The sequence below is a fragment of the Bradyrhizobium sp. LTSP885 genome, assembly GCF_000938305.1.
Classification (GTDB): domain Bacteria; phylum Pseudomonadota; class Alphaproteobacteria; order Rhizobiales; family Xanthobacteraceae; genus Bradyrhizobium.
In genome coordinates, this window is sequence record NZ_JYMT01000042.1 from 18,280 (window position 1) to 37,657 (window position 19,378).

Annotated in this window: 26 protein-coding genes; 16 read left to right on the forward strand and 10 right to left on the reverse strand. The window is 63.7% G+C overall.

What is annotated here, in order from left to right; genetic code table 11:
• Window positions 1-36: 36 nt before the first annotated feature.
• From UP09_RS29120 to kynU, 5 genes are all read left to right on the forward strand, one after another.
• Window positions 37-762, forward strand: coding sequence for a pyridoxamine 5'-phosphate oxidase family protein (locus tag UP09_RS29120; RefSeq protein ID WP_044541818.1), 726 nt, complete (start codon window positions 37-39; stop codon window positions 760-762).
• A gap of 54 nt (window positions 763-816) precedes the next feature.
• On the forward strand, window positions 817-2,094 hold the full coding sequence (locus tag UP09_RS29125) for an ArgE/DapE family deacylase (RefSeq protein WP_044541819.1): 1,278 nt from the start codon (window positions 817-819) through the stop codon (window positions 2,092-2,094).
• Window positions 2,095-2,205: 111 nt separating this feature from the next.
• Window positions 2,206-3,015 (forward strand): hormone-sensitive lipase, encoded by an 810-nt coding sequence (locus UP09_RS29130; protein ID WP_044541820.1) that lies wholly within the window; start codon window positions 2,206-2,208, stop codon window positions 3,013-3,015.
• Window positions 3,016-3,044: 29 nt separating this feature from the next.
• The gene (kynA, locus tag UP09_RS29135) at window positions 3,045-3,884 is read left to right on the forward strand and encodes a tryptophan 2,3-dioxygenase (RefSeq protein WP_044541821.1); all 840 of its coding nucleotides are present in this window, start codon (window positions 3,045-3,047) and stop codon (window positions 3,882-3,884) included.
• A 10-nt stretch (window positions 3,885-3,894) separates the two neighbouring features.
• Window positions 3,895-5,109, forward strand: coding sequence for a kynureninase (gene kynU, locus UP09_RS29140; protein WP_044541822.1), 1,215 nt, complete (start codon window positions 3,895-3,897; stop codon window positions 5,107-5,109).
• A gap of 35 nt (window positions 5,110-5,144) precedes the next feature.
• On the opposite strand, the gene UP09_RS29145 is transcribed toward kynU, so the two are convergent.
• Complete coding sequence (locus UP09_RS29145) at window positions 5,145-5,933, reverse strand: cobalamin-binding protein (protein WP_044542619.1); 789 nt, start codon at window positions 5,931-5,933, stop codon at window positions 5,145-5,147.
• A 122-nt stretch (window positions 5,934-6,055) separates the two neighbouring features.
• Between UP09_RS29145 and UP09_RS29150 the strand changes: the two genes are divergently transcribed.
• A complete protein-coding gene (locus UP09_RS29150) occupies window positions 6,056-6,457 on the forward strand; it encodes a PaaI family thioesterase (protein ID WP_044541823.1) in 402 nt (133 codons plus the stop codon).
• 137 nt (window positions 6,458-6,594) lie between these two features.
• Complete coding sequence (locus tag UP09_RS29155; RefSeq protein WP_044541824.1) at window positions 6,595-7,218, forward strand: GNAT family N-acetyltransferase; 624 nt, start codon at window positions 6,595-6,597, stop codon at window positions 7,216-7,218.
• An 80-nt stretch (window positions 7,219-7,298) separates the two neighbouring features.
• On the opposite strand, the gene UP09_RS29160 is transcribed toward UP09_RS29155, so the two are convergent.
• The 3 genes from UP09_RS29160 to UP09_RS29170 all read right to left on the reverse strand — a co-directional run bounded on the left by UP09_RS29160 (window position 7,299) and on the right by UP09_RS29170 (window position 8,697).
• On the reverse strand, window positions 7,299-7,601 hold the full coding sequence (locus UP09_RS29160; RefSeq protein WP_044541825.1) for a hypothetical protein: 303 nt from the start codon (window positions 7,599-7,601) through the stop codon (window positions 7,299-7,301).
• A gap of 216 nt (window positions 7,602-7,817) precedes the next feature.
• Entirely contained in the window at window positions 7,818-7,991 is a 174-nt protein-coding gene (locus UP09_RS38640) for a putative quinol monooxygenase (RefSeq protein ID WP_245302262.1), read from the reverse strand.
• Between the two features lie 19 nt (window positions 7,992-8,010).
• A complete protein-coding gene (locus UP09_RS29170) occupies window positions 8,011-8,697 on the reverse strand; it encodes a DUF2161 domain-containing phosphodiesterase (protein WP_044541826.1) in 687 nt (228 codons plus the stop codon).
• Between the two features lie 141 nt (window positions 8,698-8,838).
• On the opposite strand from UP09_RS29170, the gene UP09_RS29175 reads away from it, so the two are divergent.
• Complete coding sequence (locus UP09_RS29175) at window positions 8,839-9,183, forward strand: GrlR family regulatory protein (RefSeq protein ID WP_044541827.1); 345 nt, start codon at window positions 8,839-8,841, stop codon at window positions 9,181-9,183.
• On the opposite strand, the gene UP09_RS37815 is transcribed toward UP09_RS29175, so the two are convergent.
• Both UP09_RS37815 and fabG read right to left on the reverse strand, forming a co-directional pair.
• The gene (locus UP09_RS37815; protein ID WP_156164832.1) at window positions 9,149-9,325 is read right to left on the reverse strand and encodes a hypothetical protein; all 177 of its coding nucleotides are present in this window, start codon (window positions 9,323-9,325) and stop codon (window positions 9,149-9,151) included. The two genes, UP09_RS29175 and UP09_RS37815, sit on opposite strands and share 35 nt — an antisense overlap.
• A 5-nt stretch (window positions 9,326-9,330) precedes the next feature.
• On the reverse strand, window positions 9,331-10,011 hold the full coding sequence (gene fabG, locus UP09_RS29180; protein ID WP_044541828.1) for a 3-oxoacyl-ACP reductase FabG: 681 nt from the start codon (window positions 10,009-10,011) through the stop codon (window positions 9,331-9,333).
• Window positions 10,012-10,126: 115 nt separating this feature from the next.
• Between fabG and UP09_RS29185 the strand changes: the two genes are divergently transcribed.
• Both UP09_RS29185 and UP09_RS29190 read left to right on the forward strand, forming a co-directional pair.
• Entirely contained in the window at window positions 10,127-10,837 is a 711-nt protein-coding gene (locus UP09_RS29185; protein ID WP_245302263.1) for an SGNH/GDSL hydrolase family protein, read from the forward strand.
• Between the two features lie 102 nt (window positions 10,838-10,939).
• On the forward strand, window positions 10,940-11,143 hold the full coding sequence (locus UP09_RS29190) for a hypothetical protein (RefSeq protein WP_044541829.1): 204 nt from the start codon (window positions 10,940-10,942) through the stop codon (window positions 11,141-11,143).
• Between the two features lie 3 nt (window positions 11,144-11,146).
• Here UP09_RS29190 and UP09_RS29195 read toward each other — a convergent pair whose 3' ends face one another.
• Both UP09_RS29195 and UP09_RS29200 read right to left on the reverse strand, forming a co-directional pair.
• The gene (locus tag UP09_RS29195) at window positions 11,147-11,893 is read right to left on the reverse strand and encodes a tyrosine-protein phosphatase (RefSeq protein ID WP_044541830.1); all 747 of its coding nucleotides are present in this window, start codon (window positions 11,891-11,893) and stop codon (window positions 11,147-11,149) included.
• 230 nt (window positions 11,894-12,123) lie between these two features.
• A complete protein-coding gene (locus tag UP09_RS29200) occupies window positions 12,124-12,318 on the reverse strand; it encodes a DUF2735 domain-containing protein (protein ID WP_044542621.1) in 195 nt (64 codons plus the stop codon).
• A gap of 555 nt (window positions 12,319-12,873) precedes the next feature.
• On the opposite strand from UP09_RS29200, the gene UP09_RS29205 reads away from it, so the two are divergent.
• The 5 genes from UP09_RS29205 (at window position 12,874) to UP09_RS37820 (ending at window position 16,549) form a co-directional block, all read left to right on the forward strand.
• Window positions 12,874-13,908: a glutamine synthetase beta-grasp domain-containing protein gene (locus tag UP09_RS29205; protein WP_044541831.1), complete on the forward strand. Its 1,035-nt coding sequence runs from the start codon at window positions 12,874-12,876 to the stop codon at window positions 13,906-13,908.
• Between the two features lie 180 nt (window positions 13,909-14,088).
• The gene (locus tag UP09_RS29210) at window positions 14,089-14,793 is read left to right on the forward strand and encodes a hypothetical protein (protein ID WP_044541832.1); all 705 of its coding nucleotides are present in this window, start codon (window positions 14,089-14,091) and stop codon (window positions 14,791-14,793) included.
• 6 nt (window positions 14,794-14,799) lie between these two features.
• Window positions 14,800-15,486, forward strand: coding sequence for a substrate-binding domain-containing protein (locus tag UP09_RS29215; RefSeq protein WP_044541833.1), 687 nt, complete (start codon window positions 14,800-14,802; stop codon window positions 15,484-15,486).
• A gap of 31 nt (window positions 15,487-15,517) precedes the next feature.
• Window positions 15,518-16,336, forward strand: coding sequence for a tetratricopeptide repeat protein (locus UP09_RS29220; RefSeq protein WP_044541834.1), 819 nt, complete (start codon window positions 15,518-15,520; stop codon window positions 16,334-16,336).
• 63 nt (window positions 16,337-16,399) lie between these two features.
• Window positions 16,400-16,549 (forward strand): hypothetical protein, encoded by a 150-nt coding sequence (locus UP09_RS37820; protein ID WP_156164834.1) that lies wholly within the window; start codon window positions 16,400-16,402, stop codon window positions 16,547-16,549.
• A 30-nt stretch (window positions 16,550-16,579) separates the two neighbouring features.
• Here the strand turns inward: UP09_RS37820 and UP09_RS29225 are convergent, their stop codons facing one another.
• Window positions 16,580-17,023 carry a DMT family transporter gene (locus tag UP09_RS29225; protein ID WP_044541835.1) on the reverse strand — a complete coding sequence of 148 codons (444 nt, stop codon included), beginning with the start codon at window positions 17,021-17,023 and terminating at the stop codon, window positions 16,580-16,582.
• Window positions 17,024-17,182: 159 nt separating this feature from the next.
• Here UP09_RS29225 and UP09_RS29230 point away from each other — a divergent pair, with 159 nt between their 5' ends.
• Window positions 17,183-18,805, forward strand: coding sequence for an ABC-F family ATP-binding cassette domain-containing protein (locus tag UP09_RS29230; RefSeq protein WP_044541836.1), 1,623 nt, complete (start codon window positions 17,183-17,185; stop codon window positions 18,803-18,805).
• A gap of 28 nt (window positions 18,806-18,833) precedes the next feature.
• On the opposite strand, the gene UP09_RS29235 is transcribed toward UP09_RS29230, so the two are convergent.
• Window positions 18,834-19,370 carry an REP-associated tyrosine transposase gene (locus UP09_RS29235; protein WP_044541837.1) on the reverse strand — a complete coding sequence of 179 codons (537 nt, stop codon included), beginning with the start codon at window positions 19,368-19,370 and terminating at the stop codon, window positions 18,834-18,836.
• Window positions 19,371-19,378 lie beyond the last annotated feature (8 nt).

The window sequence follows — 19,378 nt, forward strand, 5'->3', positions numbered from 1 at the left end:
AACCGTTCTAACATTCCAATCCAGCGAGGCATTGCCGTGACCGAAGGCGCATCCACTCCCTCCTATCCGCTATCGTCCCGCAACCGGGTGAAGCGCCTCCACGAACGCGGCTTCTACGACCATGAGACCGTGCACAGGATCCTCGACGCCTCGATGATGTGCCACGTCTCCTACGTGATCGACGGCCAGCCCTATTGCACGCCGACCTTTTTCTGGCGCGAGGGGACGAAGCTCTATTGGCACGGCTCGAGCGCGAGCCGGATGCTTAGGAACCAGACGGAGGGCGAGCGGGTGTGCCTGACGGTTGCCCATCTCGACAGCCTGGTGCTGGCGCGCTGCGGCTTCAATCACTCGGCCGATTATCGCGCGGTGATGGCGTTCGGCAGCGCCTATCTCGTTACCGACGCGGAAGAGAAGCAGCGCGCCGTCGTCGCGATGGTCGACCGCTTCTTTCCCGACCGCACCGCGACCTTGAGGCCGAGCAACACGCAGGAAATCAAGGCGACCTCGTTCATCGCGATGGAGATCGAGGAGGCCTCCGCAAAGGTTCGCTCCAAGGGCGTCGCCGACGACGCCGAGGATTACGAGTTGCCGATCTACGCCGAGCGTATCCCGGTCCGCACCGTGCTCGGCGCGCCGGAGCCGTGTTCGCGGCTGCTCGACGGCGTGACGCGGCCGGCGACGCTCGATGGCTATTCGGAAGGCCGCCTGCTCGGAGATGCATTGCGGGATGCCTATTTTGCGGAGTACCCCGCCGGCTGAGATCGGGTTACGGTGGCGCTCCCGCCTTCTGACATCCCCTGACGGAGCTGCTGCATGACTGCCGATACGCAACAACGAATCCTTGCTGCCGTTGACGAAGGGTTCGATGCGCAGCTTGCGACCACGCAGGCCTTTGTGGCGATCCCCTCGACCCGCGGCGCCGAGGGGCCGTGCCAGGACATGATCGGCGACCTCCTGCGCCAACGCGGCTATGAGGTCGACGACTGGCACATCAATGTCGATGACCTCAAGGATCTGCGCGGCTTCGGCCCGATCGAGCATGATTTCTCGAAGGCGCGCACCGTTGTCGGCACCTATCGGCCGGCGACCAATGCCGGCAGATCGCTGATCCTGCAGGGGCACTGCGACGTGGTGCCGACCGGCCCGCTCGAGATGTGGGCGACGCCGCCGTTCGATCCCGTCATCAAGGACGGCAGGATGTACGGCCGCGGCGCCTGCGACATGAAGTCGGGCACCATCGGTGCCCTTTACGCACTGGATGCGATCAAGAAGGCGGGGCTCAAGCCGACGGCGCGGATCCATTTCCAGTCCGTCATCGAGGAGGAGAGCACCGGCGTCGGCGCGCTTTCCACCTTGCAGCGCGGCTACCGCGCCGATGCCTGCTTCATCCCGGAGCCGACCAACGGCAAGATGATCCGCTCGCAGGTCGGCGTGATCTGGTTTCGCCTGAAGGTGCGCGGCTTCCCGGTGCATGTGTTCGAGGCCGGTGCCGGCTCCAATGCGATCATGGCGGCGTATCATTTGATTCATGCCCTCGAGAAGCTCGAGGTCGCCTGGAACGAACGCGCCAAGAGCGACCGCCATTTCAAGGACGTCAATCATCCCATCAACCTCAACCCGGGAATCATCAAGGGCGGCGACTGGGCCTCCAGCGTGCCGGCCTGGTGCGACGTCGATTGCCGGATTGCGGTGCTGCCAGGCTGGTCGATCTCGGAGTGCCAGAAGGAGATTCTGGCCTGCGTCTCGGCCGCTGCGCGCGACCACCGCTTCCTCTCCAACAACCCGCCGCAGGTTGAGTGGTCGGGCTTCCTGTCGGAAGGGTACGAGCTGGCGAATTCCGAAGCACCGGAAGCGGCCTTCGCCAAGGCGCATCAGGCGGTCTATGGCGGGGCGGCGGAAGACCGCGCTTTCACGGCGCTGACCGACACCCGCTTCTACGGGCTGAACCACGACATCCCGAGCCTATGCTTCGGCGCCACGGGAGCGGCGATGCACGGCTTCAACGAATATGTCGATCTGGAATCGTTGCGGCAGTCGACCAAGGCCACCGCGCTGTTCATCGCCGAATGGTGCGGGGTGGAGCAAGCATAGCCTTTTTGTGTGGCGTCCCCAGATAGTTTAAGCTTAAAATAAAGACTGGGCGGCCGGCCCCGCCGGTGGCAAAGTGCTGCCCGACCGTCGGCGAGTCCTCGGGGAGCCACGATGCGCGATTGGGATGACGCTTATGCAAATTCGGCCCACGTGCCGGGGTCGGACAAGCTGCCGGCGCTGTGGACCGAGCGCGCGGCGGCCTATCGCGCCGGGCTCAATCGATTCAAGCCTGATATTGCCTATGGATCGGGAGAGCGGCAGCGGCTCGACCTGATCCTGCCGGACGGCGACAGCAAGGGCCTCGTCGTCTTCGTGCATGGCGGCTACTGGATGCGCTTCGATAAATCGTCGTGGACCGACCTCGCAGAGGGGGCGCGAAACCACGGCTGGACGGTGGCGCTGCCGAGCTACACGCTGGCACCGGCCGCGCGCATCTCCGACATCACGGCAGAGATCGCGGCCGCGATTGCCTTGGCTGCGGCCCAGGTCTCCGGCCCGATTCGGTTAGCCGGCCATTCCGCGGGCGGCCATCTTGTCACGCGCATGCTGTGCGACGACGGCCCGCTCGAACCTGAGGTCTACAACAGAATCGCGGCGACGCTGTCGATCAGCGGTCTGCACGATCTGCGGCCGCTCCTGAAGACCAGGATGAACGATACGCTCGGGATGACCATGGACGAGGCAACGCGCGAAAGCGCCGCCCTGCATCTGCCGCGGGGCACGTCGCCGCTCACCGCCTGGGTCGGTGGCAGCGAACGTCCCGAGTTCATCCGCCAGGCCGAGCTGATGGCCAACATCTGGACCGGCTTCGACGTGCCCACGCGCCTCGTCGTCGACCCCGGGCATAACCATTTTACTGTTGTCGATGGGCTGAAGGATCCATCCTCCGCCATCACAAGATGCCTTGTCGGCCTCGGTTGAAGGCAGCGGATCGATCGGGAGGATGTGTCATGAGCAGTAACGCCTACGATCCCGCGACCGAGGGCGCCGAGACCGACTTCGCCCGGAAAATGTCGTATGCCGACTATCTGCATCTCGATGCACTGCTCGGCGCCCAGCACCCCGTCTCGGACGCGCATGACGAGATGCTGTTCATCATCCAGCATCAAACCTCCGAGCTGTGGATGCGGCTCGCCATCCACGAGCTCCGCGCCGCGCGAGCCGCCATCGCCCGCGAGGAGGTATCGCCGGCGATGAAGATGCTCGCGCGTGTCTCCCGCATCTTCGAGCAGTTGAACAGCGCCTGGGACGTGCTGCGCACCATGACGCCCAGCGAATACACCCATTTCCGCGCGCGGCTCGGACAGTCCTCGGGTTTCCAGTCGTTTCAGTACCGGCAGATCGAATATCTCCTCGGCAATCGCAATGCCGCGATGCTGCAGCCGCACGCGCATGATGCCGAGGTGATGACGTTGCTCGAAACCGAGCTTGCCACGCCGAGCCTTTATGACGAGGTGCTGCGGCTTGCCCACCGCAAGGGGCTCACCATGCCCGCGAACGTCCTGTCACGCGACGTCCACGAAAGCCATCACTTCGACGAGGGGGTGATGCAAGCCTGGCGCCGCGTCTATGAGGCTCCCGAAGCCAACTGGATGCTCTATGAGCTCGCCGAGAAACTGGTCGACTTCGAAGATTATTTTCGCCGCTGGCGCTTCAATCACGTGACGACGGTGGAGCGCGTGATCGGCTTCAAGCGTGGCACTGGCGGCACCGGTGGGGTCAGCTATCTCAAGCGGATGCTTGAGGTCGAGCTGTTTCCCGAACTGTGGCGCGTCCGCACCATCCTGTGAGCGAGTAGCCATGACCGAAGCGAAATCGCAACTGCGCGTCTACGACGACACCAGGGCAATGTTTCATCTGCCCGCGGATGTCATCTATCTCGACGGCAACTCGCTCGGTGCGCTACCGCTGGGCGTTGCCGAACGCGTGGCGCATGTCGTCACAGCCGAGTGGGGCGACGAGCTCATTCGCGCGTGGAACACCGCCGGCTGGTACGTGCAGCCGCGCCGCGTGGGCGATCGCCTCGCCCGCCTGATCGGCGCCGAGCCGGGCACCGTGATGATGGGCGACACGCTGTCGCTGAAAGTCTATCAGGCGCTTGCGGCCGCGCTCGACATGAACCGGGAGCGCAAAATCGTTCTCTCCGACACCGGCAATTTCCCGACCGATCTGTATATGGCGGAAGGGCTGATCGCGACGCTCGGGCGCGGCCATCAATTGCGGCTGGCGGCGCCGGAGGAGGTCGAGGCATCGTTGTCGGACGACATTGCGGTGCTCTATCTGACCGAGGTCGACTACCGCACCGGCCGCCGCCACGATATGCTGACGCTGACCAGGAAGGCGCATGCGCTCGGCATCGTCACGGTCTGGGATCTCGCGCATTCGGCCGGCGCGCTGCCGGTCGATCTTGCCGGTGTTGGCGCCGATTTCGCCGCCGGCTGCACCTACAAATATCTCAACGCCGGCCCCGGCGCGCCGGCCTTCCTCTACGTCGCGCCGCGTCATGCCGATCAGGCGCGCGCTGCGTTGTCGGGCTGGATGGGCCACGCAAATCCGTTTGCCTTTGATCTCGGTTATCAGCCTGCCGGCGGTGTCGAGCGCATGCGCGTCGGCACACCGCCGGTGCTGGCGATGGCCGCGCTGGAGGCGTCGCTCGACATCTGGGACCGCGTCGATATCGGCGAAGTTCGCGCGCGCTCACTGGCGCTCGGCGACTTGCTGATAGCCGAGGTCGCGCGACGCTGCCCGTCGCTGAAGCTGGTGACACCGCGCGCGCACGCGCAGCGCGGGTCGCAAATCTCCTTCGCGTTCGCCGGCGGGTATGCCGCCATGCAGGCGCTGATTGCCCGCGGCGTGATCGGCGACTTCCGGGCGCCTGATATCATGCGGTTCGGGATCACGCCGCTCTATATCGGCGAAGCCGAGGTGATGAAGGCCGCCGGGATCATCGAGGAGGTGATCAATGGCGAGGTGTGGCGCCGGCCGGAATATCAGGTCGTGAATGCGGTGACGTGAGCAACGAACGTCACTCCAGGCACCATTGCGAGCGCTCATAGGCGCTGCGGCCACAACGCCTTGACAATCGCATCGAGCCCGTCCGTCAGCGCCGCGGGGCCGGGCTGCAGGATGATGGTCGACTTGATCTCGACGATGCGATCGTTGCGCACCGCCGGAATCGTATCCCAGCCGTCGCGCTTGCGGATGCGGTCGGGGACGACCTTCTTGCCGCACCAGGATGCCAGGATGATATCGGGCGCAGCATCGCGCACGACATCCGGCGCGATGATGCGGTCCTTCGCCGCCTTGTGCACGCGCAGATGCGGCAGTGCGTCCTCGCCGCCGGCGATCTCGATCAGCTCGGAGACCCAGCCGATGCCGCTGATCAGCGGATCATCCCACTCCTCGAAATAGACCTTTGGGCGCGGTGCCGGACGCGGCGTCGCTGCAATCGTCGCAAGCCGTTGCTCGAGGTCCTGCGCGAGCCGTTCGGCGCGCTCCGCGGCGCCGACGATGGCACCCAACGTGCGGATCATCGCAAAGATGCCGGCCAGGTCGCGCTGGTTGAAGACATGGACGGCGACGCCGGCACGGACCAGATCGGCGACGATGTCGGCCTGCAGGTCGGAGAAGGCGAGCACCAGATCGGGCGCCAGCGCGAGGATCTTTGGAATGTCTGCGGAGATGAAGGCGGCGACGCGCGGCTTCTCGCGGCGGACTTGCGGCGGCCGCACCGCGTAACCGGAGACGCCGACGATGCGGTCCTGCTCACCGAGCAGATACAGCGTCTCGACGGTCTCTTCGGTCAGGCAGACGATTCGGCGGGGAGGGAAGTCGCGCATGAACGACGTATGCAGAATCGGGGGCAGGTTGTCACGGCGGGCATGACCTCCGACGTCATTGCCTGATTTACCCGGCGCGTACATTCTCCGCGCAGTGAGAAAAATGCGATGCCGGAGGACCGATGACGCCGCTCGAAAAAATCCAGTCGATGAAGATGCCGTTCGCGGAACTGAAGGGCGTCACCTTCACCGCAGCCGACAAGGATCGCGTGGTCGCCCGGATGACGGTGCGACCGGAACTCTGCACCCTCAACCACACCATCCATGGCGGCGCCATCATGGCATTCGCGGATTCGGTCGGCGCTGCCGCCACCGTGATCAACCTGCCGGAGGACGCCAAAGGGACCACGACACTGGAGAGCAAGACCAACTTCATCGGCGGTGCCATGGAGGGAACTACTGTCATTGCGACAGCGACGCCGGTGCATCGGGGGCGGCGGACTCAGGTCTGGCAGACCCGGCTGGAGACCGAGGACGGCAGACTGGTTGCGATCGTGACCCAGACGCAGATGGTATTATGGTAGCGCAATAATATGATTTCCCAATCAAGTCATGGTTTATTCAAATGAATCAAGACACTTGAATTATATGGTGCGATGCACAATATAATCCGGACTAGGGATTCGACGCCTCCTCGAGGGCTATCACGAGGAGTTATGAAATGAACTATGATTCTATCAGTACAACGGCTGCCAAGGGCACCGTGCGAACCCTGAGCCAGCAGGAGGAGCTTCCCCTGCTGCGCGATCACCTTTTGAGACTGGACCGAACCAGCCGGCATGATCGGTTTCATGGCTTCATCGATGACAGTTTCATCCGTCGCTACGCCGAGCGGTGCGCCAATGATGGCACCGTCATCATCGCCTATGTCGAGGATGGCGTCGTCCGCGGTGCAGCCGAGTTGCATCCGCCGGAGCAGTCGCCGGACGCCCAGCCGGAGATCGCCTTCAGCGTGGAGCGGTCGGTCCGGCGCAAGGGCGTCGGCAGCATCCTGTTTCGCAAGCTGATCGCTGAGGCCCACGCCAAGGGCTACACCAGCCTGCGGATCACTACCGGCGCGCAGAACGACGCGATGCGGGCGCTCGCCAACAAGTTCGGTGCGCACCTGACCTTCCGTCACGGCGAATCCACCGGCAGCATCGACCTGAGCGAGCAGAGCCAGAGCGAGCCGGCGCCGGCAGCCGCCGCGGTTTCGCCGGTCGAGGCCGTCCGCGCGATCGCCGACATCAACCGCGCCTATTGGCGGATGGTGATGCAGATGTCGGGCTGGGGCCGGGCCGCCTAGTAGAGCATCCGCCAGCAACAAACGAAAAAGGGCAATTCGCTCAGCGAATTGCCCTTTCTTTTTGATCAATCGGTTTGTTGTCAAGTGCCGGTGCGGGCCGCAAAGCGGCGGACCACGCGGCGCTCGACCACGATGGAGCGCTGCGCGCCCTGTTCGCCGGCGATCACCCGGGTGGCCGTGCCGGTCCGGGCGCTGACGCGAGCGGTCTTCTTGACCTCCGCCAGCACTTCTTCATAGGGCAGGCCCATCAGGGCAGACGCGATCTCGGCCTGGCCTTCCACGTCATCGGTGATGCCGATGGCCGCGAAGATTGCCTCCTCCAGCGTCGGCGGATCATGCCGTACGCGCCGGGTCCCATACTTGGTGTTCCAGTCTCCGCTCATCGCCGCCTCGCTTCTGAATCGCGGGTGATACGTAAGTTGCCTTATGTTGCATTGCAATATGAAACTGATGTGGCATTTCAGCCATGCGTTCAGGGTCTCTCGATCTTGTGAGCGTCATAAAGCTCAAGAGTGGTCGCCGCAGCGGCCAAGGGCTGCAGCGAGCGCACCAATTCGCGGGTGGCAGGGACCGCGAAATGGGTCTGCAGCGCGGCGAGATCAGCCCATTGCTCGAAAAAACACCAGTCTCAGCGGATTCTCGCAGTCGATATGGACGGCATGTGAGATGCAGCCGGGCTCGGCGCGCGAACGGTGCACGTGTTCGAGACTTAGCCGCCGCACTTCGTCAAAGCTGTCGGGGCGGGCGGTCACGCTGCCAGTCACCACGATCATGCCGCCCCCCTTGTTCGTCCTATGGCGCGGCTTCGGCCGCCCCTGAGAAATCCGCCGGCTGCTGCGGCCAGCGCTTCAGCGCCGCGCGCCCGGCATCGGTCAACACATAGATGCCGCGCTCGGCGCGATCGAACCAGCCATAGACATTGTGCAACAGGATCTTGCCGGCGTCCGGAAAATCGACGCGCAACTCGCGCACCTTGCGCGGGCCGTTCGCAAGCGCCGAGGCGCAGGCCAGCGCCTGCTGCCGATAGGCGGTCATGATCGGCGCCCGGGTCGAGCCTCCCAGGACCGGATCGCCCTTGCGCTTGCGATGCTCGGCGATCAGGCGCGACCGCTTCTTCGGATTGCGGCGGGGTGCCGCGGTCGGCGGCTTCACCAGCACCTCGACATCGCCGGTCGAGGTGACGCCGAGCATGCCGAAGCCGAGCCGGCGGCACAGATTGCGGTAGCGTGCATCGCTCTCGCGGCCCTTGCCGCGGATCGAGATCTTTGCGGCGATCCAGACCTCGTCGGCGGCGCCGGCGCGATCGACCGCCTGCAGGATCAGTTCGAGATTGAACGCGAGCTTGAGTTCCCCGATCACGACAACCGGCGGATCGCCGGCACTTAGCGCGACCAGATCGCAGCCGCCGACCTCGCCCTTGACCGTGAAGCCGAGCTTTTCGAGGAAGCGTTTGACGGGCAGATAAAGCGCGGTTTCCAACGGTAGGCTCCGGCGGCGCCCCAGGCCGCGACTCGATTCGCAGCAGCATAGCGCGGATCGGGTCCGCCGACCGCGACCGGATTTGCCCAACGCCCGCTTGGACGGTTATTGTTGCTGCCGGGACAAGGCGCAACAATTTCCATGATCAAGAACGGGCTCTATCACATCACCATCGACTTCCTCGACAGCGTTTCCGGCGGCAATCAGGGCGTCATGGTGCTGCGTGACGGCCAGATGCGCGGCGGCGACTCGTTCTTCTACGCCCACGGCAGCTACACCGCGGCGGACGGCAAATGGAAGGGCGAGGTCACCAACCAGGAGCATTCGCCGACCTATGGCGAGCGGCCGGTGTGGGAACGCAAGGTCGTCACGATCGGGTTTACCGGCACCTACACCGATGAGACCGCCGAAGGCGACGGCATCGCGCTCGCCGGAAAGCAGAGCATCCGCTTCAAGTCGAAGCTGCGGCTATTGATCCCGGATTGAGCAAGTCGAGCGATTGTCCGGCGCGATGCGCTGCCAGTGCCTCCTCGGCAAGGGCGTCAAATTTCCCGCCCTTTGCGTCCCGCTCAATCGCTGCGTCGAACCGCTCCGCATCGGTCTCTTCGATGTCGTTTGCTTTGATCATACCTTCTAGACCCGTCCGTTGACCGGCAGCAGCGCGCCGGTGACGGCGCTGGCGGCGTCGCTGGCGAGGAACAGGATGACGTCGGCGAGTTCTTTCGGCGTCACCCATTTGGAAACGTCAGCCTTCGGCATCGCGGCGCGATTGGCTGCGGTGTCGATGATCGAGGGCAGCACGGCGTTGACCGTGACCTTGCCCTTCAGCTCGGCCGCGAGTGCTTCGGTCAGGCGATGCACGCCGGCCTTCGAGGCGGCATAGGAGCCCATGCCGGCAGCGGCCTGCAGCGCGCCCAGCGCGCCGATGTTGATGATGCGGCCGGCGCCGGTCGAGGAAAGATGCGGGATCGCGGCGCGCGAGGCGTTCAGCGCGGTCATCACATTCATCGCATACATGCGCTGCCAGGTCGCGGGCTCGCCGTCGGCGACCGACTCGAAGGTGAAGCCGCCGGCGATGTTGATCAGCGCATCGAGCCGGCCGAAATGCGCGGCCGCCTTGTCGATCGCCGATCTGGCCTGCGCGGCGTCGGTGAGATCGACGCCGCCGAGCTCGATGCGGTCAGCCGTCGCCGCAACCGACGACGCTGCATGATCGATACCGGCGACGCGCGCGCCCCTTGCGAGAGCTTGTTCGGCGACCACCTTGCCGAGCGCGCCCAGGGCGCCGGTGATGACGATGGCTTTTCCGTTCATAGTGGTCTCCGTGCAGGGAACAGGCAGGCGTCCACTATGATTAGGTGGATTTCATTTGCAATGCCGCGAATTTCGCTACCTACTGCGGGTATTGTTCAATTCATTCGCGCAAAGGATGTTTGCGATGCCCGCACCCAGGCCATGCGAAACGCATCTCGATATTGTGAAGCTCCAGCACGGCTTGCCGCATCTGGCCCAAGCGCTCAAACGTCAACGCAAGGTCAAGGTGGTGGCGCTCGGATCGTCATCGACCGCGGGTGCTGATAATATTCTGCCGTTCCCGCCGCGACTCGAGATGCTGTGGCGAAGCCAGAAACCGTCCTTCGGCCGGATGATTGATGTGATCAACCGCGGCATCGGTGGTCAGGAGGCGCCGGAAGAGTTCTCGCGCATCGAATCCGATGTCATCGCTGAAGCACCGGTGATGGTGATCTGGCAGGTCGGCACCAACGCCGTCTACAAGAACTACAACTTCGATCAGGTACAAGCGACATTCCAGGCGGGACTAGACGTGCTCGCCGGGCTGCCGCTCGACGTCGTGGTGATGGATTCCCAGTACACTCAGGCCATCATCGGAACGCCTGACGTACTCAAGCTTGCCAACCAGTTCATGCCGATGATCGCCGAGGTCGCAGCAAGCAGGCAAGTCAACTTGTTCCGCCGTTTTGCGCTGATGAAGCAATGGGTCGATGCCGGAATTCCGTTGTCCGAACTCGACGACGGCGCGCAGGAGCATCTTCATACAAGTGACTGGGCGACCGATTGTGTGACGCAGGCATTGCTCGGTGCGATCAACGATGCCGTGACGCGCGAGCTGATCACGTAAGACTACGGGTGTCGCGCGATCAGTAAAATTTGCCGCAGTTCTGTAAGTCGATAGCAGAATCCTTCCGATAGAAGCGAAGTCCGACCAAGGCAGGGGTTCGTTATGGGATATCTTCCGGATCACGGTTTACCGCTTGTTCAGCTTAAGGAGCAGCGGCGCGACCTCGTGGTGGCGCTGCAGAATCGCAACGGGCCGGTGAGCTGTTGGGAGTTGATGCAGATCGCGGCAATCCAGCAGGCGATCTCCGCATTCGAGGACGTCATCGCCGATCTCGACGCGGAGCTCGAACTCGAGGCCGCGGCCTGAACTTCACGCCTGCAAATAGCGGCCTTCAAGCGCCTTGCGCTCGGCCTGTCCGAGCCCGATTCCATCTCGGAAATAACGATCGAGGTTGCCGTAATCGGCATCGATCGCCTCGAACGCAGCGTGCAGGAACGCGGGCTGCACGGCGCCGAGCACCTGCTTGACGTCGTCGGGAAGCTCGGTGCTGGCGGACGGATCGCGCTTGTAGAACTGGTTGGTCAGGAGATAGTCGTCCGCGATTACCTCGCCGGGCACGCCGAGCGCGTGCAGGATCAGCGCGCAGGCAAAGCCGGTGCGATCCTTGCCGGCGGTGCAGTGGATCACGAGCGGCGCACGATCTTCGAGCAGATGGGCAAACAGCGCGCGATAGCGCGGTGTGTTGTCCTGAACATAGCCGCGATAGGAGTCCTGCATCACCTCGACCGCGTCGGCCTTCGACGGCGGCCGGCCGCGCGCGGCGATCGCGCGCAGCGCGGCCACGACTGTCGGCTCGACGGGAAGTGAATGCACGGTGATTTCGGCCATGCCGCACGGCGCTTCAGTGCGTTCGGTCACGCCGCGGAAGTCGAATGCGCTTCTGACCCCGAGTCCGCGCACCACCGCGACGTCCGGCTCGGTGAGATGGCCAAGATGATTGGAGCGAAAGATCTGCCGCCAGCGCACCGTTCGTCCATCCCGCGTCGGGTAGCCGCCGAGGTCGCGAAAATTGCTCGCGCCGGAAAGATCGAGATGGCGGGCAGGGATTTCTGACATCGGACCAACCTGTGCTCACATCGTCGCGGACTTGACGCAGGACTGGTCTATAGCTGGCCTCTCGCTGGGAGAATATGACTTATCCTGGGAGCGTCTCGTTCGGCAGGGCGACCCGTGACGGCCTGCAACCCGGCATGAAAAAAGGGCCGAAACCTTGGTTCCGACCCTTCTTTACTGTTCCGACGCTGCCTGATGTGTCCTGCGCGTCGTGCCCCTCGATCGCGCCGGCATCAGTGATCCCGGCCCGGTTTGGCGTCTTCGATCGCCGCCTGATGGTACCAGCTGTCGCTGCAGTTGCTGGTCTCAACCTGTGCCGCGAGCGCCGTCCTGGCGTCGCCATAGCGACGTCCGCTGAGAGCTGCGCGGCCCCCGGCCGGGAATTGATAGATCTTGGCAGATCCCTCATTTAAGCCTGTGTTCATCATCGCAAAGTCTCCTTGGTCCGGAATGCGAACCACCATGGTGCGCCCGACTCCTTCGTGCGCCGTTACCGTCCTCTGCATATCGGCCGAGGCCCGTGAGGGTGCAAGGTGACTAAGACGTAGTCACATTCTGTTTAATTCGTAGGCAATTCCGCGTTTGCCTCCTGCGGGGCAGTATGCAGATGACCAACGCTTGGGCCGGAGTGGTGGTTGCTAGAAGCTTGCCGGGCGCGGGCGGGCCGGAGGCGAACTGTCACACGACACTGCCACGGCTTTAATCGGCAGGGCGCCTTCGGCCGGATTTGCCGGAGAATCGGGCGCTGGCGCAGGTCTGAAAGCGGAATCTGGCTGCCCAAAACGCATGCCAGCCGCGCTCCTATGTCGCACCAAAAAATGCAGTGTCCGCTGTGGACACCAGCGAGCACGGCGGGTGCCGCATTGCAGCGACTGGCATTTTAATTGCTTGGTAGCAAGTGGCCGATGGTGGCCGGGTACACGTGCGGCGATCGACTTGCTTTCGGTTTCCTCACGTTTTTGCATCATCAACAGAGAGGTTCAATGACCAAGTACAAGCTCGAGTATATCTGGCTCGACGGATATACGCCGACGCCGAGCCTGCGCGGCAAGACGCAGATCAAGGAATTCGCGTCGTTCCCGACCCTCGAACAGCTTCCGCTCTGGGGCTTCGATGGCTCGTCAACCCAGCAGGCTGAAGGCCATAGCTCTGACTGCGTGCTGAAGCCGGTCGCGGTTTACCCCGACGCTGCGCGCGAAAACGGCGCGCTGGTGATGTGCGAAGTCATGATGCCCGACGGCAAGACGCCGCACGCCTCGAACAAGCGCGCCACCATCCTGGACGACGAAGGCGCATGGTTCGGCTTCGAGCAGGAATATTTCTTCTACAAGGACGGCCGCCCGCTCGGCTTCCCGTCGGACGGTTATCCGGCGCCGCAGGGCCCGTACTACACCGGCGTCGGCTACTCGAACGTCGGCGGCGTCGCCCGCAAGATCGTCGAAGAGCACCTCAACCTCTGTCTCGGCGCTGGCATCAACCACGAAGGTATCAACGCCGAAGTGGCGAAGGGCCAGTGGGAATTCCAGATCTTCGGCAAGGGCTCCAAGAAGGCCGCTGACGAAATGTGGATGGCTCGCTACCTGATGCTGCGCCTCACCGAGAGCTACGGCATCGACATCGAGTTCCACTGCAAGCCGCTCGGCGACACCGACTGGAACGGCTCGGGCATGCACGCCAACTTCTCGACCTCGTACATGCGCGAAGTCGGCGGCAAGGAGTATTTCGAGAGCCTGATGTCGGCCTTTGAGAAGAACATCATGGACCACATCTCGGTCTACGGGCCTGATAACGACAAGCGCCTGACCGGCAAGCACGAGACCGCGCCCTGGAACAAGTTCAGCTACGGCATTGCCGACCGCGGCGCCTCGGTTCGCGTTCCGCACTCCTTCGTCAACAATGGCTACAAGGGCTATCTGGAAGACCGCCGTCCGAATTCCCAAGGCGACCCCTACCAGATCGCATCGCAGATCCTGAAGACGATCTCCGAAGTTCCGACCGGCGTGAAGGCTGCGGCCTAAGATCCCGTTGGACCCGGACGGCAGCGTCCGGTATCGCAATCCGGTCCGCCAAGCGAAAGCTTGGCGGACCTTTGCGTTTTATGACATCGCTTGTGCGCGGCTTCACACGGAAAGCGGTTTCGCTGCGTTATGAACCGCGCTAGACAACGCGGGCAATTTGCGCTGCCGGGGACGCGGCACTTGTTTGAGGGGTTTTACAAGGTTCGATTCGAACTCGGCGGCACCGTTGGCCGCAGCGTGATGTATGTCGGCGAAGGCGGGATGCTCGGCGGCAACTCGGCCTTTGCCCATATCGGCACCTACCGGAAGAACGGCGACGAGGTCGCCATCGAGATCAAGACCGTTCGCCACAACCCCGATCCGAACTACCGCGCGATGGCCGGCACCGACGACGCGACGCTGATCGCCAAAGGCGGGCCGGATGGCGATCTCTATCGCTTCAAGGGCGAGCTCAAGGAATTGCCCGGCGTGTCCTTCCAATCGGTGATGACACCGATCACGGCGGACGAAATGCCGATCGCCGGCGGCGTCGGCGAGGGCTGCGTCGTCAACGGCCTCTATTCGATCCACATCCGCATGCTCGACGGGGTCGATGGCGGCCTCACCGGCGTGATGCTGCTCAACAATGGCCGGATCCTCGGCGGCGACGCCTTCTTCTACTATCTCGGCACCTACACCTCCGAGAACGGCCGTTGGAAGGGCCAGATCCTGAATCAGGAGCATACGTCGGCGAAGGGCGAGAACCCGATCTTCGGCGGTCACGAGGTCGGCATCGGCTTTGCCGGAACCTGCGACGAGGAGGGCGCCGTGCTCGATGCCACCGCGCTTGCCGGCAAGCGCAGCCTTCGCCTCACGGCGTTGCTCAAGTTGTTGCGGCGGGCGTAGGCTCCAATGGACAATTCAGTCCGCGTGCTCTCGACATTGGCGCTGAAGGGCGCCGTGGCGCGGCTTGCCGAGACTTATCGAGCGACAAGCGGTGTCCGGATCGATGCCGATTTCGCGCCGACGCTTGCGTTGCTCGAGCGCCTGCGCGGTGGCGAGGCAGCCGATCTCGTGATCCTCACCCGCGAGGGCCTCGACGAGATGATCGGCGAGGGCCGTGTTGTCGCCGACAACTCAGTCGATCTCGCGCGCTCCTATGTCGGCCTCGCAGTGATGGCGGGCGCGGCGCATCCCGACATCGCATCTGAAGCCGCGCTGCGCGCAACGCTGCTCGGCGCGCGGGCGGTCGCCTATTCGCGGCTCGGCGCGAGCGGCATCCTGTTCGCACGGCTGATCGACCGGCTCGACATCGCCGCCGAGATCAACGCGCGCGCCGTGATCATCCCGTCGGGCTTCACCGCGGAAAAGCTCGTTACCGGCGAGGCCGATCTTGCGGTTCAGCAGATCAGCGAGCTGAAGCAAGTTGACGGCACCGATGTCGTCGGCCCCATTCCGCTGAATTTGCAGACCGCAGCGGTGTTTTCAGCCGGCCGCATGACCGCGTCGGGGAACGCTGATGCCGCCGATCATCTGCTGCGCTATCTGGCCTCAGCCGATGTCGCGCCGGTGCTGCGCGCGACCGGGCTTGAGCCTTGAATTTGCCGGCCTGGCGACGCAACCTCCGCCCATGATCAAACGCCTCCATGCCATTGTCGTTGCCGCGGTGCTGGCTGCGCCGGCGCTTGCTTATGCGCAATCGGCCGATCTCGTGCTGTGCGACCGCGTCGCAGCCAGTCCCTCCGATCCCGACAAGCCGGCCGACGTCAAGGGCGTGCCTGAGATCGCCGTATCAGACATTTCGACCGCGATCAGATATTGCGCGGTCGCTGCGAAATCGTCGCGCCGCGCGATGTACCAGCTCGGGCGCGGCTATGCCGCCAACCGCCAGACCGCGGAGGCGGCTGCAGCCTGGCGCAAGGCCGCCGACAAGGGCTCGACATCAGCGATGGTGGAACTCGGCGTGCTCTACGGCACCGGCACGGGCGTCGCCAAGGACGAGGCGCAGGCCCGCCAATTGTTCGAGCGCGCGGCACAGGCGGGCAATGCGCGCGGCATCAGCAATCTCGCAGCCCTCGGCGGCAGTGCGGCCTCCGATCCGGCGCGGGCGCGCGAATTGCTCGGCAAGGCTGCGGAGACCAATCCAGAGGCGCAGTATCAGCTCGGCATGATGCTGGCGGACGGCAAGGGCGGCGCGCAGGATGACGTCGCGGCACGCGCATTGTTCGAGAAGGCTGCCGCGCAAAATCATCCCGGAGCGCTGGAACGCATGGGCGCCTTCGCGCAGGCCGGTCGCGGTGGCCCGAAGGATGCTGACGCCGCGAAAGGCTACTACGAGCGTGCCGCGGCGCTCGGTGACGAGGATGCCAAGAAAGCGCTGGAGCGCGCCCGCTGTCCCTACGTCATCAAGGACAAGCGCGGCAATGCGGTGACGAATCTGTGCTTCTAGCCGAACTGGAACGCGGGCTCTTCCATATCGTTGACATGCGGCAGGTGTTGGCGAGGCGAAGTCATGATCCGCAAGCTCAGTTCCGGCGAGTACCGGCTGTATTCCCGCAAGGTCAATCCGAAGACCGGCAAGCGCCGCAATCTCGGTACCTTCAAGTCACGCCCGGCCGCGGAAAAGCATGAGCGCGAAGTGCAGTACTTCAAGCGGCATTGATGCCGCCAGCAGCGACGCGGCGCTGCGGCCTCAATCCTTGATGAGGAGAACGCCGCCGATGACGAGCGCAATGCCGATCAGTCGTGAAACCGACACAGGATGCGGCGTCAGCCCGAAGACGCCGAAATGATCCATGGCGATGCCTGCCAGCATCTGACCGGCGACCACCAGTGCCAGCAAGGTCGCAGCTCCCAACGACGGCAACAGCAAGATCATCAGTAGGATGAACACGCCGCCCAGGAGGCCGCCACTCCAGGCCCACCACGGCGTTGCCGTCACCAAATTCCACGACGGTACCGGCTCGTGCCGCACCACGAGCACCACGACCATTGTCAACAGACCGCCGAGATAGCTGACGAGCCCGGCCCAGGCGGGCGAGTTCAGGGCGGAGCGCAGATTGCCGTTCAGGACCTGCTGAACGGACACGCTGATGCCCGCACCGAGCGCGAGCAGAGAGAGAAGCCAGACTTGCATGCGACGCCCCCAAAGACCGATTGGCGAAGTATTCCCGGTCTGGTTCTGATGGCAATGACAGGCATGCGTGCGGGCTAGCTGCGAAACGCATGGAACGGGCTTCCACCCGGGCTCCAGATCGAATAAGAGGCCGCAACCTCCTATTTCCCCACATGTGTCATGATCCGCCTCGATAACGTCTCAAAGCAAGTCGGCCACCAGATCCTCTTCATCGAAGCCTCAGCAGCGCTGCAGAAGGGCGAGAAGATCGGCCTGGTCGGGCCGAACGGCTCCGGCAAGACCTCGCTGTTCCGGATGATCTCGGGCCAGGACATCCCCGATGAGGGCCAGGTCTCGGTCGATCGTGGCATTTCGATCGGCTATTTCAGCCAGGATGTCGGCGAAATGTCCGGCCGTAGCGCGGTCGCCGAGGTGATGGACGGGGCAGGGCCCGTCAGTGAGGTCGCGGCCGAGCTCAGGGAACTCGAGGCCGCGATGGCCGATCCTGACAAGGCCGACGAGATGGACGACATCATCGCGCGTTATGGCGAGGTGCAGCACCGCTTCGAGGAGCTGGACGGCTATGCGCTCGACGGCCGCGCGCGCGAAGCGCTGTCGGGCCTCGGCTTCAGCCAGGAGATGATGGAGGGCGACGTCGGGAAGCTCTCCGGCGGCTGGAAGATGCGGGTCGCGCTGGCGCGCATCCTGCTGATGCGGCCCGACGTGATGCTGCTCGACGAGCCGAGCAACCATCTCGATCTCGAAAGCCTGATCTGGCTCGAGCAGTTCCTCAAGGGTTATGAAGGCGCGCTCTTGATGACCTCGCATGACCGCGAGTTCATCAACCGCATCATCAACAAGGTGGTCGAGATCGACGGCGGCCAGCTCACCAGCTATTCCGGCAATTACGAGTTCTACGAACAGCAGCGCGCGCTCAGCGACAAGCAGCAGCAGGCGCAGTTCGAGCGGCAGCAGGCGATGCTGGCCAAGGAGATCAAGTTCATCGAGCGCTTCAAGGCGCGTGCCTCGCACGCGGCCCAGGTGCAGAGCCGCGTCAAGAAGCTCGACAAGATCGAGCGCGTCGAGCCGCCACGGCGGCGGCAGACGGTGGCATTCGAATTCCAGCCGGCGCCGCGCTCGGGCGAGGATGTCGCCAGCCTGAAGAACGTCCACAAGGGCTATGGCAGCAAGCGGATCTATGACGGACTGGACTTCATGATCCGCCGCCGGGAGCGCTGGTGCGTGATGGGCGTCAACGGCGCCGGCAAGTCGACATTGTTGAAGCTGGTGGCCGGGGCAACCGAGCCCGATGACGGCGCGGTGACGGTCGGCGGCAGTGTCAAGATGGGCTATTTCGCCCAGCACGCGATGGATCTGCTCGACGGCGAACGCACCGTGTTCCAGTCACTGGAAGATGCGTTTCCGCAGGCCGGCCAGGGCTCATTGCGCGCGCTTGCCGGTTGCTTCGGCTTCTCGGGCGACGATGTCGAGAAGAAATGCCGGGTGCTGTCGGGCGGCGAGAAGGCGCGTCTGGTGATGGCCAAGATGCTGTTCGATCCGCCGAACTTTCTGGTGCTGGACGAGCCGACCAACCATCTCGATCTCGCCACCAAGGAAATGCTAATCAATGCGCTCGCCGAGTTCGAGGGCACCATGCTGTTCGTTTCGCATGATCGGCACTTCCTCGCCGCGCTCTCCAACCGTCTGCTGGAACTGACGCCGGAGGGCATCCACCAATTTGGCGGCGGTTATACCGAGTATGTCGCGCGCACCGGGCAGGAGGCTCCGGGGTTGCGTTCGTAGCCCGGATGAAGCGAAGCGAAATCCGGGGTCAGTCTTCCCGCTCGCCAAAATCGCCTTTATCGAACGCTCCGCTGCCACCCCAGTCCGCCGGGAAGATTCCGTCGCGGACGTACCGATGGAGCGACGAGTGTGGCCAATCCGCTGGCGACGAAACGGGGCAGTGCTTGGCCGGATTGTAGTGGATGTAGTCGACGCAACGCTCAAGATCACGTTCGTTGCGGATGGTGTGCTCCCAAAAGCGCTTCTGCCAAAGCCCATACTCGCCACGGTGGTTAGCTGAAAGCGGCACGCCAGCGGCGACCAGCCCGCGAGTAAAGTGGCTCTTGATCTGCCGCCATCGATCCGAGAAGTCGGCATCGCCGGATGGCAGCGTCATCACGGTGTGCAGGTGTTCTGGCAGGATTACGATTGCATCCACCGTAAACGGCTTCTTGTCGCGCGCTGCACGAAATGCCGCGCGCAGCAGTCCAACACGCTCAACAAGCAGCGACGACCTTCGATCTTCCAGTGTGACTGTGAAGAAGAACGTTCCGCCGGGTATGAAATTGCGTCGATAGCCCACCATGCGGGTAG